Source organism: Rhizobium sp. UBA1881 (assembly GCF_002338015.1).
GTDB lineage: Bacteria > Pseudomonadota > Alphaproteobacteria > Rhizobiales > Rhizobiaceae > Rhizobium.
Genome location: NZ_DDHH01000192.1, coordinates 1 through 15561 on the forward strand (window position 1 = coordinate 1; position 15561 = coordinate 15561).

General features: G+C 61.6%; 17 protein-coding genes. 6 read left to right on the forward strand and 11 right to left on the reverse strand.

Going from position 1 to position 15561, the window contains the following annotated elements; genetic code table 11:
* The 3 genes from B3605_RS23630 to B3605_RS23640 form a co-directional block, all read right to left on the reverse strand.
* On the reverse strand, nucleotides 1-493 hold a 493-nt coding region (locus B3605_RS23630), incomplete at its 3' end, for a P1 family peptidase (protein ID WP_296436449.1).
* 170 nt (nucleotides 494-663) lie between these two features.
* The gene (locus B3605_RS23635) at nucleotides 664-858 is read right to left on the reverse strand and encodes a hypothetical protein (protein ID WP_018899167.1); all 195 of its coding nucleotides are present in this window, start codon (nucleotides 856-858) and stop codon (nucleotides 664-666) included.
* A gap of 524 nt (nucleotides 859-1382) precedes the next feature.
* Nucleotides 1383-2024, reverse strand: coding sequence for a dihydrofolate reductase family protein (locus B3605_RS23640; RefSeq protein WP_112973718.1), 642 nt, complete (start codon nucleotides 2022-2024; stop codon nucleotides 1383-1385).
* Nucleotides 2025-2141: 117 nt separating this feature from the next.
* Here B3605_RS23640 and B3605_RS23645 point away from each other — a divergent pair, with 117 nt between their 5' ends.
* A complete protein-coding gene (locus B3605_RS23645; RefSeq protein WP_018899165.1) occupies nucleotides 2142-2486 on the forward strand; it encodes an ArsR/SmtB family transcription factor in 345 nt (114 codons plus the stop codon).
* A 5-nt stretch (nucleotides 2487-2491) separates the two neighbouring features.
* Nucleotides 2492-2992 (forward strand): SRPBCC family protein, encoded by a 501-nt coding sequence (locus tag B3605_RS23650; RefSeq protein WP_112944952.1) that lies wholly within the window; start codon nucleotides 2492-2494, stop codon nucleotides 2990-2992.
* A gap of 6 nt (nucleotides 2993-2998) precedes the next feature.
* Here B3605_RS23650 and B3605_RS23655 read toward each other — a convergent pair whose 3' ends face one another.
* The 5 genes from B3605_RS23655 to B3605_RS23675 all read right to left on the reverse strand — a co-directional run bounded on the left by B3605_RS23655 (nucleotide 2999) and on the right by B3605_RS23675 (nucleotide 10653).
* Nucleotides 2999-5926 carry an aminotransferase gene (locus B3605_RS23655; protein ID WP_112944953.1) on the reverse strand — a complete coding sequence of 976 codons (2928 nt, stop codon included), beginning with the start codon at nucleotides 5924-5926 and terminating at the stop codon, nucleotides 2999-3001.
* Between the two features lie 133 nt (nucleotides 5927-6059).
* On the reverse strand, nucleotides 6060-6944 hold the full coding sequence (purU, locus tag B3605_RS23660; protein ID WP_112944954.1) for a formyltetrahydrofolate deformylase: 885 nt from the start codon (nucleotides 6942-6944) through the stop codon (nucleotides 6060-6062).
* 270 nt (nucleotides 6945-7214) lie between these two features.
* Nucleotides 7215-8219 carry an acyltransferase family protein gene (locus B3605_RS23665; protein ID WP_112944955.1) on the reverse strand — a complete coding sequence of 335 codons (1005 nt, stop codon included), beginning with the start codon at nucleotides 8217-8219 and terminating at the stop codon, nucleotides 7215-7217.
* 59 nt (nucleotides 8220-8278) lie between these two features.
* Complete coding sequence (locus B3605_RS23670) at nucleotides 8279-9571, reverse strand: hypothetical protein (protein ID WP_112944956.1); 1293 nt, start codon at nucleotides 9569-9571, stop codon at nucleotides 8279-8281.
* 2 nt (nucleotides 9572-9573) lie between these two features.
* Nucleotides 9574-10653: a glycoside hydrolase family 5 protein gene (locus B3605_RS23675; protein WP_409457202.1), complete on the reverse strand. Its 1080-nt coding sequence runs from the start codon at nucleotides 10651-10653 to the stop codon at nucleotides 9574-9576.
* Between the two features lie 111 nt (nucleotides 10654-10764).
* Here B3605_RS23675 and B3605_RS23680 point away from each other — a divergent pair, with 111 nt between their 5' ends.
* The 4 genes from B3605_RS23680 (at nucleotide 10765) to B3605_RS23695 (ending at nucleotide 14194) form a co-directional block, all read left to right on the forward strand.
* Nucleotides 10765-12390, forward strand: a complete 1626-nt coding sequence (locus B3605_RS23680) for a GumC family protein (protein WP_112944957.1) — start codon at nucleotides 10765-10767, stop codon at nucleotides 12388-12390.
* 115 nt (nucleotides 12391-12505) lie between these two features.
* Nucleotides 12506-12847 (forward strand): hypothetical protein, encoded by a 342-nt coding sequence (locus B3605_RS23685; RefSeq protein ID WP_018899157.1) that lies wholly within the window; start codon nucleotides 12506-12508, stop codon nucleotides 12845-12847.
* 137 nt (nucleotides 12848-12984) lie between these two features.
* Nucleotides 12985-13572, forward strand: a complete 588-nt coding sequence (locus B3605_RS23690) for a sigma-70 family RNA polymerase sigma factor (RefSeq protein ID WP_112944958.1) — start codon at nucleotides 12985-12987, stop codon at nucleotides 13570-13572.
* Nucleotides 13556-14194 carry a DUF1109 domain-containing protein gene (locus B3605_RS23695; RefSeq protein WP_312471451.1) on the forward strand — a complete coding sequence of 213 codons (639 nt, stop codon included), beginning with the start codon at nucleotides 13556-13558 and terminating at the stop codon, nucleotides 14192-14194. The genes B3605_RS23690 and B3605_RS23695 overlap by 17 nt, the downstream gene beginning before the upstream one ends.
* A 43-nt stretch (nucleotides 14195-14237) precedes the next feature.
* Here B3605_RS23695 and B3605_RS23700 read toward each other — a convergent pair whose 3' ends face one another.
* From B3605_RS23700 to B3605_RS23710, 3 genes are all read right to left on the reverse strand, one after another.
* A complete protein-coding gene (locus B3605_RS23700; RefSeq protein ID WP_112944960.1) occupies nucleotides 14238-14453 on the reverse strand; it encodes a hypothetical protein in 216 nt (71 codons plus the stop codon).
* A 240-nt stretch (nucleotides 14454-14693) separates the two neighbouring features.
* Nucleotides 14694-14981, reverse strand: a complete 288-nt coding sequence (locus tag B3605_RS23705) for a helix-turn-helix domain-containing protein (protein ID WP_112945017.1) — start codon at nucleotides 14979-14981, stop codon at nucleotides 14694-14696.
* Between the two features lie 11 nt (nucleotides 14982-14992).
* On the reverse strand, nucleotides 14993-15331 hold the full coding sequence (locus B3605_RS23710) for a type II toxin-antitoxin system RelE/ParE family toxin (protein ID WP_112944961.1): 339 nt from the start codon (nucleotides 15329-15331) through the stop codon (nucleotides 14993-14995).
* Nucleotides 15332-15561: the final 230 nt, after the last annotated feature.

Here is a 15561-nt window from a genome sequence, read left to right on the forward strand (position 1 = left end):
CGCTGGCCGAGCCGAGGCCGCCCTTGAAGGTCGCCGTGGTGGCGCCGGTGCCGGCGCCGACCGTGCCGAGCGCGAAGTCGCCTTTGCCGGCAGCGCGGAAGGCTTCGTAGCCGAGTTCGCGATAGGGCGATTGCAGGCCCCAATCCTTGTCGCCGCCATTCAGGAGATCCATCAGGATCGCTTGTGGAACGATGGGGACGCGCTGGTTTCCAACAGGAAAGCCGCGACCCATGGCGCGCAGGCCGGCCTGGACGCCACCGGCGGCATCGAGGCCGAAGGCGGAGCCGCCCGAGAGCACGAGAGCATCGACCTCGGCCACCGTCATCGACGGGTCGAGCAGCGCGGTGTCACGGCCGCCGGGCGCACCGCCGAGCACGACGCCGGAGGCGACCGCCGGCCGATCGAAGACGATGGCGGTGACGCCGGAGCCGAGGCCGAGATCCGTGGCGTGGCCGACAGAGAGGCCCTCGATATCGGTGAGCAGGTTGAGCAAGTGCTGCGTCCTCTTCGTCAGTGGGCTTTTCGCAGATGGGCGATCAGCAGGAGGCGATAGGACGATATGGACGGCCAAAAAACAAGACCGGCCCCGCTATAGGCGGGACCGGTCAGATATCCTCGAATTGTTTTCGCCCGGCGATTTCAAGCCGGCATCGAACCATGCCCTCAGGCATGGATGGGTTTGGGATGACGGCGGGTCATCAGGTCGTGGATCGCGTGCTTGACCTCTGCCGGCGAGCTGAAGTGCTGCTCGTCGAGGTCATGGACGTGATACTTCACGGCGATGAATTTCAGCCGGTTTTCATCCGGAATGACGATGCCAACGGGCACGCCTGCGTATTCGATAACTTCTTTTTTCATGCATAGAACTCCTGCCGCGCGGAGTGCGTCGGCGATGGCGAATTGACTTGTCTTTTACCGTTTAAGGGGGGACGAAGGTCACATTCGACAGTTCGGGCGGGAGAGAGCGCCCGGACGGTCACTGCCAAGCACCGGGCGCATCAGGAGCGTGGCAAGAATTTCAAAGTCGTTCATGTCTCATTCCTTTCTTCTGCGTCGTGCTTGCTTCGGGCCCCGGGGCATGCCGGGACCGGCGGTTTGCGTTCCGTATAATCTACTTTATTTGTAGAGAATACATAACGAACTGTCGGAAACATATTCCGAAACGTGTCAAAATGTCGGCGATTAGGAAAATATCATTCCGCCAAACCCGAATTCACGAGAAGACCATTAGCAGGTCTTTGTGCACTTGGTATGACGATACGGAACTCTCCGTCGCTCGCAGCCAGAGATAGGGAGTGCGTCTGATTCCGGCAATGGGGCTTTTGATTAAAAGTCGGTAAGCCGCGAAATGACCGAAATGGTTAACGGGCACCGGCAAGCGATTAACGCTTGAAAGTCAGGTGGATCGTGCCGCTGGGCGCCGTTTCCGATGTGACCGTGTAACCCGCTTCGAGGCCGCGCAAATCATCCCACAGGCGGATGCCGCGACCCAAAAGGATCGGCGTGATCGCGACATGAAGCTGATCGACGAGACCAGCTTTCAGAAAAGCTCGCGCGACCGTCGGTCCGCCGCCGATGCGTACATCCTTGCCGTTGGCGGCCTTCGTCGCCTGCGCCAGCGCATCGACGGGATCAGCGCTGAGAAAGTGGAAGGTCGTGCCGCCGGACATCTCGATCGACGGGCGCTCCCTGTGCGTGAGGACAAAGACCGGGCAACCGAAGGGCGGCTCGTCACCCCACCATCCGCGCCAGTCCGGATCATCGGGAAAATTGTGCAGGCCGAACATGCCGGCACCCATGATCTCGGCGCCTATATTCTCGAAATAGGCCCGCGCATAGTCATCGTCGAGGCCGGTGGTGCCGCTGCCGCTTGTGTCCTTGAAGACGCGCTCCCGGAAGGTCCGCGTGGCCATGTAAGCGCCCACGAGCGGTGGCCAGTCCTCGCCGAACGGGACTTCTGATGTCTGGTCGGTCGTCGTGGCGAAACCATCCAGCGAGATCATGAGATCGATACGGACTGCCATCGTGCCATCCTCCTCACAGATTAAATACTAAGGTCATTACCTTTGTATCAGATCAAAATACTAAGGCAAGTACCTTTCTAATATTGACCCGTAACCCGCCCTGCCGTAAAAAACGACATGCCCTATCATTCGACCCCGCTCGACCTCGCCTTTCACGCCCTCAGCGACCCCACGCGCCGGGCGGTCGTCTCGCGGCTGGCCGAGGGCGAGGTATCGGTCAGCATTCTGGCGGAGCCCTTCGACATGGCCCTGCCCTCCTTTGTCCAGCATCTGAAGGTGCTTGAGGATTGCGGGTTGATCGCCAGCGAGAAGCGCGGCCGCAGCCGCTGGTGCCGCCTGGTGCAAGCCCGCTTCGACGAGGCCGCGGACTGGATGGCATCCGAGCGGCTGCGCTGGAGCCAGCGGCTGGATCGCCTGGAAACTTATCTGGACAATACGCAAGATGAAGTGGGAGGAGATTGAAGCACATGGCAGATCCGTTTGGCAGCTGGTCGCTGGACCGCGAAATCGTGCTGGTGAAGGTCATCAATCATCCCCGCCACAGGGTCTTCGCGGCCTGGATGGACCCCAATGCCTTGGCGCAATGGTATGGCCCCACAGGCCTTGCGATCGAGAGCATCGAGGCCGATATCCGCGAAGGCGGCGTGTGGCGGTTCGACATGGTGGGCATGTTCGAAGGCCGGGAGCAGCGCTTCCCCAATCTCATGCGCTTTCTCGAGATCGTGCCCGACGAGCGGATCGTCATGGACTACGGCACGCCCGACCCCGAGGACCCCGATCGCTTTCGGGTGACGGTGACCTTCGACGAGCAGACCGACGGCAAGACGGTGCTCACCATGCGCCAGCTGCATCCGACCCGCGCGCGGCGTCAGTTCGTCATCGGCTTCGGCGCGGTCGAATACGGGCTGCAGACGCTTGACGGACTGGTGGCCTGGCTGGATGGCCAGGCAGGTGGGGCGGCCGAGTAAGGCCGCTCACCAGCCCTCGGACAGCACCTTTTCCAGCATGTCGGCGAAGAAGTCGGCGCTTTCGGCGGCAAGGCAGAGCGGCGGCTTGATCTTCAGCACGTTGAGGTGATCGCCGGTCGGCTGCATAATGACGCCGAGCTCGAGCAGGCGCGCACAGATCGCCGCCGTCTCCTCGGTCGCAGGCTCCAGCGTTTCGCGGTCGCGGACGAACTCGACGCCGAGATAGAGCCCCATGCCATGCACCGCGCCGATGAGCGGATGATGATCCATCAGCGCCATCAGCCGGCCCTTCAGCCGATCGCCGATCTCGCGGGCGTTCTGCTGCAGCGCCTCGTCGGCCATGATGTCGAGCACGGTGATGCCGACGACGGAGCTGACCGGACTGCCGCCGGCCGAGGAGAAGAAATAGCCCTCCTTCTCCAACGAGTCGGCAATGGCGCGCGTGGTGATCACCGCGCCGAGCGGGTGGCCGTTGCCCATGCCCTTGGCGACCGTGATGATATCGGGCACTACCTGCTGTTCTTCGAAGCCCCAGAAATGATAGCCGAGCCGGCCATAGCCGACCTGCACCTCATCGGCGATGCAGACGCCGCCACGGGCGCGCACCTGGCCATAGACGGCGGCGAGATAGCCGTGCGGCAGCGCGATGCCGCCGGCGTTGCCGTAAACCGGTTCGGCGATGAAGCCTGCCAGCCGCTCGCCGCTGGCGTCGATCAGCTCCAGTGCGGCAAGAACGCTCTGCAGATAGTCGCCGGTCGAATCGGGACCGCGGAACTCGCCGCGATAGGTGTTGGGCGCGGCGACGGGGTGGACCCAATCGGGCCGCGTCGTCAGCGCCTGCGGGTTATCGGCGATAGAGGTGGAGACGGCATCGCTTGCCACCGACCAGCCGTGATAGGCCTCAAGCAGGCTCAGCATGTTGCGCGCGCCGGTGTGCGCCCAGGCGAGCCGCAGCGCCAGATCGTTGGCCTCCGAACCGGAGTTGACCAGGAAGACGGTGTCGAGACCTTCGGGCGCAAGGGCTGCCAGTCGTTCGGAGAGATCGGCGACGGCGGCATAGTGAAAGCGCGAATTGGTGTTCAACCGCAGCCATTGTTCGCCGACAGCGTCCGCCAGACGGGGATGGCCGTGGCCGAGGATGGTGACGTTGTTGACCATGTCGAGATAGGCGCGGCCCTCGACATCGAACATGTGCTCCTTCCAGCCGCGCTCGATGCGCGGCGGGGTCTCGTAATAATGCTTCTGGGCGGCGGCAAAATGGGCCGTGCGGACGGCGAGGATTTCCGCATCGACCGGCTTCGGCGCCTCGACGCCCTTGCCGAGCAAGGCTGCCGGCGACGGGCAGAGCGCCGACCATGCGAAGACTTCGGCGGGCGTGCAGAAGAGCGGCGGCTCCGCGCCCTTCAAGGTCGAGAGCTGCACGCGCAAGCCGCCGAGCGAACCCTGCTCGCCGGAGACCACGCCGATCGCCTGGCCCGATTCAAGCTCGGCGCCATCCTCGACCGATGGATCGAGACCGTCGAGATGGAGGCTGATATCGGCACCCTCGAGCACCAGATGGTGGTTCTGCCAGCTGATGCGGCCGGAAAAAGGGGCGGCGATCGTGTTGCCGGCGGCGAGGCAGATATCGGCATGCAGGGCGTAGGTGGCCGACGGCCTGGCGCTCAGCAGGCGGGCACGCGACAGCCTGTATTCGCCGTAGCGGGTGGCGGCGGCATCGGCCTCGGAGGCGGCGCGAGCAAGCAGGCGCCAGTCCATGTCGCCCTGGCCCCAATTGCCGGCGGCGAAGTGCTGGCTTTCCACGCCGAGGTCGACATAGAGCATGTTCTGGAGATCGAGATCGGGCAGCAGCGGACGCCAGTGCTCGGTCGCAACGGCGGGAAGTTCGATGCCCGCCGTCTTCAGGATCGCCGTTTCCATGAGATCGAAGGGCGCGGCGATGGCGGTATCGAAGATGCGCTGCTCGAGCACGAGGTTGGCGCGGACATATTCGTTTTCGGGATCGATTGAGATCTGCTGCTCGCTGCTCGCCACCAGAATGACGGCACGGGCGACGACCAGCGGCCAGAGCGCCCTGAGCTCCTCTTCCTTTAGTGGATAGACCTCGTGATAAGCCTTGACGGCGGGCAGCACGAAGAAGGGATCGCCATCGGCCTGGTGCAGCAGCGAGGCGCAGGTGACGGCGAGATCGCCGACCAGCCAGCCGCGGATGATATCGCCGAAATCGATGACGCCATCGGGGATGAGGCGACCCTTGTCGTCGCGGCGGCTGACGACATTGTCACCGGTGACGTCGTGGTGGACGGCCTGCAGGCGCAGCGCCGGCGCGAAGGGCTGCACGCGGCGGACGGCGGCGACCATGTTCTTGGCGATGCGGTCGCGCGCGGCGCCATCGGTGATCGCCGACAAGAGCTGGACGGCGACCGGGCCGGCGCGGCGCAAGTCCCATTGCAGGTTGCGGTCGAGGCCGGGGTGATCGAAATCGGCCAAGGATTTGGCGAGATTGGCGCAGAGCGCGCCCAGCGCCGCCACGGATTGCCGGGGGAGATACGAAGGCTTGGTGAGGCCCTCGCCTTCGAGATATTCGAGCAGGCGAACCTGGTAGGTCTGGTCGCGGACGACGACGGCGACGATGTCCTGGCCATCGGTGGAGGCGACCACGCGCGGCACGCGCGGCGCGCCCTCGATGCCGGCGAGGTGTCGGATCGCGGCATTCTGCGCCTCGAGCTCGATCGTCTCGTAGATCATGTGGCAGATCTTCAGGACATATGTCTGATCGCCGGTATCGACGCGGTAGTTGCGGTCCTGCTGGCTTCCGAGTTCGCTGAGCTGGCCGGACAGACCGTAACGCGACTGCAGGATGTCTCCCGCTTCCTCTGCCGTCACATCTGGACGCGGAAGCTCGAGACGCTGAGCGAGCGTTTCATCGGTCATGGCATTCCCCCACCGCACGATTCGATCCTGCACAATAAGCAGATAATCGACAGCTTGCTATCGGCAAGCAAGGGATCGGGCGTCATCACTAGGAATTACCGCCTTGGGTATTAGAGGACGCCCGATAACTGTGTCAGCCCATGCGCTCGGAGGCATAGCTGCCCGGGCTTGCCGGGAAGACCACGGTGCGGTTGCCGTTCAGGAACACGCGGTGGTGGATGTGGGCGTGGATGGCGCGGGCGAGAACCTGGCTCTCGACATCGCGACCGATCGAGACGTAATCGTCGGCCGACTGCGCGTGAGTGATACGCGCCGTGTCCTGCTCGATGATCGGGCCTTCGTCGAGGTCGGCGGTGACGTAGTGCGCGGTGGCACCGATCAGCTTCACGCCACGCTCATAGGCCTGCTTGTAGGGGTTTGCGCCCTTGAAAGACGGCAGGAAAGAGTGGTGGATGTTGATGATGCGGCCGGACATCTTCTTGCACATGGCATCCGAGAGCACCTGCATGTAGCGGGCGAGCACGACGAGCTCCGTGCCAGTCGATTCGACGATCTGCATGATCTGCGCTTCGGCCTCGGGCTTGTTTTCCTTCGTCACCTTGATGTGGTGGAAGGGAATGTCGTGATTGACCACGACCTTCTGATAATCGAAGTGGTTGGAAACGACGCCGACGATATCGATCGGCAGCGCGCCGATCTTCCAGCGGTAGAGCAAGTCGTTCAGGCAGTGACCGAAGCGCGAGACCATCAGCAACACCTTCATGCGCTGGTCGCCGTCGTGGATTTCCGCGGTCATCTCGAATTTCTCGGCGATCGGCTGGAAGCCTTCGCGGATATCAGACAGCGCCGCACCCTCTTCGGAGATGAAGCTGACGCGGGTGAAGAACATGCCTGTAGAGAGGTCATCGAACTGCGAGCTGTCGATGATGTTGCAACCCTTGTCGGCCAGATAGGTCGAAATCGCCGCCACGATGCCGCGTGTCGATTTGCAGGCTACCGTCAATACATATTGCGTCATGCGTCACGTTCCTTGTTTAAGCGTCTGCCTTGTTTAGCCATTGGCCTTGTTCAAGCGTCGGCCTTTTAAGCGTTAGTCTGGGGCGACCGTCGAGCCTGCTTAGATCAAAGCGACATGGCCGATCAAGCACGACGCTCACGCCGCTGCACCAAGTTTATCGAGAAGATCGGCCTTAATAGCCGGAACATCCCATCGACCGTCAGCTTACGGCGTTTCCTATCGGAGTCCGTTCACTTTGCGTCGTGGAACCGCGAATCCCCGCCGTTCACGTCAGGTCGCGGCGAGCGCCCTTTTGCGCGGCGTGGTAATTTCGTGGACGGCAGCGCCCACCAGCGAAGACAGGAGCAGGCAGAGGATGATGAAGGAGACGGGATTGTGCAGGATGCCAATAGACAGATGGCCGCTCAGGATGCGCAGGAAAGCAAGGGAAAAGGCATGAGTGATGTAAATTGCGTATGAGCAATCACCGAGATAGCTTAGCCACCCGATGACCCGCCGCTTCGAGAGATCGATGGAGACGGCGCCGTAGACGATGAAGATCGCCGGCACGCCCCAGGCATAGAACCGGCTGCCAGCCCCTGTCAGCCGCTCATTGACCAGAAGAAATACAGCGCCGACAATCAAGACCAGCCACGCGGTCTTCTTTGGCAGCAGCACTTTTTCAGTATAGAGCCAGCCGATCGCGACCCCGGCCAGGAATTCCAGAATGATCGGCTCGCCATAGAACTTGGTCGCCGTGGTAGCAGGCGAGAGATGGCACAGCGTAAGGATCGCCGCGAATGTGGCCGCAAGCGCCGGAATGCGCCAACGCTCGGGCAAGGGCAGCAACAGGGCGAAGACAAGATAGAAGAACATCTCGTAATTCAGTGTCCAGCCAGGAACGACGACCGGAACGATCATGCTCATGTCGGCCGGATTTCTCCAGGGGAGGAAAAAGAGCGAGGCAAACAGATGCTGGATGTCGAATTGGGTCGATTTCAGCAACTGTGGTGCGGCGAATGCGATGGCAGCCGAAAACAGCGTCGCAAGCCAGTAGAGGGGGACGATGCGCTTGATACGGCGGCGGTAGAACTCGACCGGGGTTATGGCCCTACCCGTCGTGGTCAGCCACATGACGAAACCACTCAGAACGAAGAACACATCCACCCCGGTCTCGCCCAACGTATAACGCTGCGGATCAAACCCGGCATCGACCTTCTGGAACTGCAGGACGGCATGGAAATAGACAACCAGAAGCGCGGCGATTGCTCTTAGATATTGAAGCTGGAACAGCATTGCGCCCAGCGCTCCCTTCGATCTCGTGGCGCCTGCCCCTTAGGGGGCGGCACCGCACCTCAACTCGTGACACCAGCGACGACGCGGTCCTGTGTCACACGCGGCCGATCGACGAAACGCATATAGCCGATCACCAGCCATAGCAGCCCCGAGATCTTCATGGAGAAGATCGCGGTTCCACCGATCATCATATTCAGAAAAATGAAAAGACAAAGTGAATGCCCGGCGCGGCGTTGTGCCGGTGTGGCACCCGCAGGATACAGGCATACGAACAGCCAGAATGCGATCACGCCGAATATGGTCGACCCATACAGGAGATAGACGTATCCGCTATCGGCGAATTCGAGAATCCGGTCCACGGCAAGGCCGAGCGGCGCCAGCGGCTCGATCTCCATGAATTTGTGCATGGTCAGATTGATGCGCCCGGTGAAATTGTCTCCCGTCGCATTGGGATTGATGGAGAAAATGAGAAAGCCGGCGGCCAGAATCAACGGCATCAGCAGGAGATTGCAGAGCTTGGGAATGAGTGGGAAGACAAAGTAACCGACGATACAGGCCAGACTGAAGATCAGCATGGTTCGGGTGTCGTTCGTGGTCAGGATGAGCAGCGCGGTGGCGACCATCAGCACGCGATCGCCACGACCAAGCCTATCCCACATCGAGATCAAGTAGATCGCGATCACGCCGCAGAAATTGGCAAGTGATACCTGCTCCAGGAAAATCGACGACGATCGGTGGTCGATGATGCCGAACGAGAAACGGCCGGGGAAGCCGAGTGCGTTCTGAAACAGGCCTGTCTTGTTGAAGCTATAGGGTTTCAGTCCGCGTGTATTGGCGAAGTAATCCGACGGATGCACGAGGCTGACGTAGAAATTGGTGTCAACGATCTCGAACATCAGGAAGATGAAGACGACCATCGCGGCAATGCGGAATGTCAGCTTCAGCGTTCTTTCGTTGCACCAGCTTCCCAAGCCCGCGAAACAGAAGATGATCAGCACGTTACGGAAATGGTCGATGAACGCGATCTTGTTGACGACGCTGATGTAGACCGACACGAACAGCGTGAACAACATGAACAGCAGCGTCGGCAGATCATCCTCATAGAAGCCTTTCTTGAGGAGATAGGCGACCGACCAGACGATGATTATCCCCTCCATTCCGGCGACATGCGTCATCGAAAGAGGCATTATGTTGTGGTTTATGTAGGCCAGCAAACCGTTGTAGAGTACGGACAGCAGGCCGAGCACCAGGATGGGATATGCAATGCGCTGTTTCGCCACCGACCCGACCGGTCCCAACGCGGTTGCGGAATAGCCGGCGGCATCCTGGCTGGCGAGTGATGCTGATGCCATCATCAATCTCCGCCCGGTGTCGGGCCGGCGCAGCTTGCCGGCGGCTTGCCTTCGCTAGCCGTCGCGCGCGCCAGTGCCGTCATCTGAGGGCGCTCAGAACCCTCGCGCGGCTGCACGTTGAAGGGCTCCTTTTCCGGCCACCAATCGCCGGCCGCCCAGTATGACCAGCCGAGCCAGACGTCGCTATTGTCGGACATCTCCTTGAGGATCACGTCCAGCGCCTCGACACATGGCTTCATGGAGGAGACGCCGAACTCTCCTAGAAAACCGCGCTTTCCGTTTTTCTTGAGCCAGGACGTCATGCGGGCAATCGCATCGATGGCGGAACCTGCGCCTTCGCAGGTTGCGTGTGTTCCCGATGAGTCCAAATCGAGGTACTGATGCACCTCATAGGCATAGTTGTTGGCGGGGTCGCGAACGCCGAGCATCACCCGGCCATTTGCGCCGCCGACGACATCGTTCTCCCATGACCACGCGCCGCTCCACGAGGTGCCGGGCACCAGCACGAGATTCTTGGCGCCGGCCGCGCGGATGCCGCGGATCGCCGCGTTGGCAGCTTTCAGCCAATCTTCCGAGGTTATGTCATAGGGCTCGTTCATCAGCCCGAAAACGACACCCTTTTGGTTGGCGAATTCGACGGCAAGCCGCACCCAAAAATCGGCGAAGGCCGCGTTGGTGACAGGGCGATTGCCGATCCGTGTCTTGTCGTAATAGGCGAAATTATGCGGATCGATGATCACCGCCATGCCGGTGGCGCGGATCATCGCCACCGTGTCGGTCAGCCGCTTCAGCTCGTCGGCATCGAGCGCCGCGTTAAGCGTGGGCTGTAGATGCTCCCAGCGCACCGGCAAGCGGATGACGGTCATTCCCTTATCGGCGAAGTAGCGGATCGTGGCTTCCGGTGGATATGTATAATTGGTGCCGATCACGCCGGTGCGGTCGCCGTACTCGGCGCCGGACAGGTTTACGCCGCGATAGCAGAGCGGCACGCTCGGGGATGCGACGGTCGCAACGGGCTGCACGATCGCCATCGTGGCGAGCGCGATTACCGGAAAAATCCGTGATTTCAGGCGGGAGATCATGCGTCGCACTTCTTCCAGAGACCGTTTCCCGCACCTTAACGGTCCGTTAGCTAAGAATTTCTAAAGTCTCGCGAGCGCAGCCGACGTTGGCAGCAGCGCCAGAGTGCATTTATGAGCCAATACGACCGATCCAAGGCCAGCCGGCTGCCACAGTGGCGCAGCTATGAGACGGATGCCGACGGCCCCGAATCACGGCCCGCGCGCGCACCTGTATTGCGGCCTGGCGATTTCGCGAAGGCGCGCCCTGTCGTCGTCACACCGACGCAGACGCCCGCTGCAGAACCAGCTGCAGAGATAAAGACCGAGGCGCCCGTCGTCGTTGAGGAACCTGTTCAGCCGGCGTCGAAACCGACGATCCCGGACGCCTCCCTGTCCTCTATCGAAGCGCCACCCGCGCCGCATAGCGGGCCGCTTCTGGACGTCGGATCCGCGATTGCAGCCATCTGGCGCCGACGCCTGATCGTGCTCGGCCTTGCTGGAGCCGGCGCCGTCGCCGGCGGTGTCGTGGTGCCGACACTGCCACAGAAATTCACCGCCACGGCCAGCCTCTATTTCGATCCCAACCAGATCGTCAAAGCCGATAACTCCTCTTCATCGGGGCCATCGCCAGAGATGCTGTCCGCGCTGGTGGATAGCCAGACACAGATCCTGACGTCGGGAAACGTCCTGCGCCGGGTGGCGGAGGCGATGAACCTCTATCAGGATCCGGAATTTACCGGCGGGCGACCCGACGGCGCCGCCGTGATCAGCGCCCTGCAGAAGGCCGTGGTGATCACCCGGCAGACGACCACCTATGTGGTGACGCTGGCGGCCACGACGCGTGATCCACAGAAATCCGCCAAACTGGCCAATCAGGTCGTGGCATCCTTTCTGACGGAGGAAAACAGCGCCTCCAGTGGCCTTTATGAGAATGCCACCAGTACGCTGGATGCGCGGTTGAACGATCTTCGCCAGAAGGTGCAGGAAGCCGAGCAGGCCGTCGAAACATACCGTGCCGATAACGACATGGCATCGACGCAGCAGGGACTGATCTCGGACCAGCGCCTGACCTCACTCAACGCGCTGCTGGTCACCGCGCAAGACAAGACAATCCAGGCCAAGGCCAGGGCGGACGCCGCCTCCAACCTCAGCTTCGAGCAGGTGGTGGCGACAGGTCCACAGGACCAGAACGCAACCTCGACTGCGCTTTCGAGCCTCAGGCAGCAATACGCGGCACAAGCCGCGCTGATCGGCAACCTGCAGAGCCAGATGGGCGCTCGTCATCCGCGCCTGCAGGCGGCTCGATCCTCATTGCAAAGCATTGCCGGCGAAATCCGCAGCGAGCTGGAGCGGATCGCCGTGTCGGCACGCGCGCAATACGATCAGGCCAGGAAAGCCGAGGAGTCGATCTCCAAGGAGCTTTCCGTGCAGAAGGCGCTGCAAGTGACCACCTCCGACCGGCAGGTGGAACTGAATGAGCTCGAGCGCAAGGCCGCGGCCGCGCGCGACATATACGCATCGTTGCTGAAGCGCTCCGACCAGACGACCGAGGACCAGAACCTTTCGCGCAACAACATGCGCGTGATTTCCGAGGCCGAGGCGCCGGTGAAGGCCGATGGCCCGAGCAAGAAGATGCTGCTCGTGGCCGGCATTATCGGTGGATTGCTGGCAGGTTTTGCCGTCGGCGCCGCCTTCGCCATTCTCACCGCACTTTTCACGCACCCGACGATCAGAGGCTACTTCCGCAAGCCGGCCTAGGCTCGCATGAGGTCACGTTTGCGGGAGCGGCGCGTGCTTCCGCTTGATGCGTTAGAGTGGCATGCTTACATCGAGCGCATTGATAGAGAGACCGGCAAACGGCCGGAGGGAATTGATGCGGCTTGGTAATTTCGAAAAAATCGTTCTCGTGGCGCTGACGCTGTCGAGCGGCGTTCTTCCCGCGCCGGCGTTTTCGACCGACTGGGGCCGCGCCGGCCAGGGCCGGGTGCAATCGGCCTATCCCTATCCCAACCTGCCCGGCGTCAAGGCGCCTACCGACCCTTCGCTGGAGCCTAAACTGACCTGCCGCACCGAGACGCAATTTGTGCGCCGGCGCTACGACGAGATCTTCCGCTCCGGCGGCATGCCGATGACCGTTTATGTGTGCGATCGAGACGGCGTGATTTCCACCGGCAGCCAGGTTCCTTTGCGCGGCCATTACCAGCCCGTCCGCTGATCGGCTCTTTCCCTTCCCCACGGAATTCGATACTCGTCGCCGACGCTTTTTTAAGCGATGCAGCCTTGCGAGGTCGGCGAAATATTTCCAAGGTCCGGTAACAATTGCATGTGCCCGTTCGTAGAGGATGATGTCGGGTGAATTATTCGGCGCGTGAAGAGGAATGGGCAGACTGGATGCGCCGCGCGCTTGATGGCGACGCGCAGGCCTATCAGCGCTTTCTTCTGGCGGTGACGCCGCATCTGCGCGCCATGGCGCGGCGGCGTTGCGAGCAGTTCGGCGCGCCGGCAAGCGAGGCGGAAGACGTGGTGCAGGAAGTGCTGCTCGCCGTGCACCTGAAGCGCGGCACCTGGGATCCGGCGCGGCCGATCGGCCCGTGGCTGTCGGCCATCGTGCGCAACAAGCTGATCGACAGCCTGCGCCGGCGCGGACGGCATGTGAGCGTGCCGATCGAGGATGTGATGGAAACGGTCGCCGCTGACGATGAGGCCGCCGATGCCATGGATCGGCTGGACGCGATCCATCTGCTGGAACGGCTGAAAGATCCTCAGCGCGACATCGTTCGATCGATCTCGATCGGCGGCGCTGGGATTAGGGAAACGGCGGAGCGGCTGAAGATGAGCGAGGGTGCGGTGCGCGTTTCGCTGCATCGGGCGCTGAAGAAGCTTGCCGGCTTTTATCGCGGCGAGACGGACGATCGGAGTGGACGTGTTGAAGACGAATGAGCTGATCAGCCTGCTGACCGAGGATACGCCCGTGCGGATGCGGCTGGGGCGCGCGCTGAAGACCGCGCTTGTCTCGGGCATCGTCGTTTCTGCGCTGATTCTGGTGTTCGCGATCGGCATCCGCCACGACATCGCGAGCATGGTCGGGACCACCCGCGTGCTCTTCAAGGTGAGCCTGATGCTTGTGCTCGCCATTCTCGCATCGACGATCGTGTTTCGCATCGGTCGCCCTGACGTTCCCGTCAGCACCCTCGCATGGGCGCTTCTGGCGCCGACAGGCGTGCTTGCGGCCGCCGTCCTGATCGAGCTCCAGGTGCTGCCGCGAGAGCTTTGGGAGCCGCAGATGATGGGGCACAATGCGGCCTACTGCCTGATGCTCATCCCGCTTCTGTCGATCGCGCCGCTTTTGGGCTTCATCCTGGCGCTCCGCGCCGGTGCGCCGCGTCGACCGGCGCTTGCGGGCGCTGCCGCCGGGCTTGCCGCCAGCGCGATCGCGTCTGCGCTCTACGCCTGGCATTGCGTCGATGACAGCCCGCTCTTCGTCGCCACCTGGTACACGATCGCGATTGCGCTCGTGACCGCCATCGGCGCGGCACTCGGCCGTCGCTATCTCAGATGGTGATGATCAAACGGCGGCCTGATCGGCCACCCCGCACGCGGGATTGCTAGCCGCCACTGGCGACATCGCCATCGACCGCCTGCTGCTGCGTCGCCTTTGGCCCGACCGGCTGCACGACGTCGTCGATCCTATGCCTGGTGCCATAGCCTATGATGGCGCAGGCGACGATGACGGCCATCAGCAGACAGGCAAGCACGCCCGTCAGATCGACCCTCAGCGCGATGCGGCGGCCACTATCGGAAGAAGACGTCACGTTGGTCATGCAGCACCCGGTCCTTCGAATACTATCGATGAATATCGTCGCCTCCCAGCGGAGTGACCTAAGCATCATTCGAACAGGATGGAAAGAGATTGGGGCTTATCTAAGGGATCGATCGCGCAATAATACTTGGTAGAGTTGCATGAAAACATGACTACGCGGGCAGAGGTAGAAATAGGCTTATCGGCACTTGCGATAAGGCAGTAACGCACGGGCGTTGGCGCAGCAATGACATGCCTGCGCTCAGCGCGCGCCGCCTGCCAGAGCCCTACGTACGGCATCCGGCTCCTTCTCAATTACCCTCAGCAATGCCGCAGCCGGGCCACTGATGCGTCGCTGGCCTTGCTCCCACTTGCGGTAGCCGGAGAGGCTCATGCCCATCAGTGGCGCCATCTGCGCCTGGGTCAGCTTTACCCTCTCACGCACCTCGCGGGGATCGAGAGGAGTGTGAACGACAGCTGGGCCGCCACCCTTTGCATGGGCGAGAGCCTCTCCAAGAGACTGGATAAGATCGTCTGCGAAGCTTGTCATTTTCGTCTCCGTCATTTCGTTTGCCGCGCGGCGGCCTTGAGAGCCGAGGCCAAGGCCGAAACAATCCGTTTCTCGTCCGGCGTCATGTCGGTCTTGGCGTTCTTCTCGTAGGCCAGCAGAGCATAAAGCGGCATCGTTTCATCGAGATAGTAGTAGATGATCCGGGCGCCGCCTCGCTTTCCTCGTCCGGACGTCGCAAAGCGCAACTTGCGAACGCCGCCCGTGCCCGGAATTTCATCCCCGGCAAGAGGATTTTCCGCGAGAAAGTCTATCAGCTCCCGCTTCTCTTCCTCGCTGAACAGTTTCTCGGCTTGTCGGGTGAAGGTCGGAGTCTCTGCAACAGTCTGCATGAAATGTACCCCATTGGGTTATCATTTTCAAGATAATCGACTATCCGTCAGGCACGCGAGGAGCCCGCTCAAATTCGCATTAATCCAAAATGCTGCGGATTGCAGTTGGCATCCGGCAGCGACAGTGCAGAGTCCTGGCTGCACTACGCCCGGCGCGAACAATAACTGAGAAATCTACGATTCTAAAAATGGAATGATGCCAAGAATAGGAAGGAACAATTCCTTTATTT

Coding starts and splice junctions, on each gene's coding strand:
- B3605_RS23635 (WP_018899167.1), bottom strand. CDS start 858: ATGAAAAAAGAAGTTATCGAATACGCAGGCGTGCCCGTTGGCATCGTC.
- B3605_RS23640 (WP_112973718.1), bottom strand. CDS start 2,024: ATGGCAGTCCGTATCGATCTCATGATCTCGCTGGATGGTTTCGCCACG.
- B3605_RS23645 (WP_018899165.1), top strand. CDS start 2,142: ATGCCCTATCATTCGACCCCGCTCGACCTCGCCTTTCACGCCCTCAGC.
- B3605_RS23650 (WP_112944952.1), top strand. CDS start 2,492: ATGGCAGATCCGTTTGGCAGCTGGTCGCTGGACCGCGAAATCGTGCTG.
- B3605_RS23655 (WP_112944953.1), bottom strand. CDS start 5,926: ATGACCGATGAAACGCTCGCTCAGCGTCTCGAGCTTCCGCGTCCAGAT.
- purU (WP_112944954.1), bottom strand. CDS start 6,944: ATGACGCAATATGTATTGACGGTAGCCTGCAAATCGACACGCGGCATC.
- B3605_RS23665 (WP_112944955.1), bottom strand. CDS start 8,219: ATGCTGTTCCAGCTTCAATATCTAAGAGCAATCGCCGCGCTTCTGGTT.
- B3605_RS23670 (WP_112944956.1), bottom strand. CDS start 9,571: ATGGCATCAGCATCACTCGCCAGCCAGGATGCCGCCGGCTATTCCGCA.
- B3605_RS23675 (WP_409457202.1), bottom strand. CDS start 10,653: ATGATCTCCCGCCTGAAATCACGGATTTTTCCGGTAATCGCGCTCGCC.
- B3605_RS23680 (WP_112944957.1), top strand. CDS start 10,765: ATGAGCCAATACGACCGATCCAAGGCCAGCCGGCTGCCACAGTGGCGC.
- B3605_RS23685 (WP_018899157.1), top strand. CDS start 12,506: ATGCGGCTTGGTAATTTCGAAAAAATCGTTCTCGTGGCGCTGACGCTG.
- B3605_RS23700 (WP_112944960.1), bottom strand. CDS start 14,453: ATGACCAACGTGACGTCTTCTTCCGATAGTGGCCGCCGCATCGCGCTG.
- B3605_RS23705 (WP_112945017.1), bottom strand. CDS start 14,981: ATGACAAGCTTCGCAGACGATCTTATCCAGTCTCTTGGAGAGGCTCTC.
- B3605_RS23710 (WP_112944961.1), bottom strand. CDS start 15,331: ATGCAGACTGTTGCAGAGACTCCGACCTTCACCCGACAAGCCGAGAAA.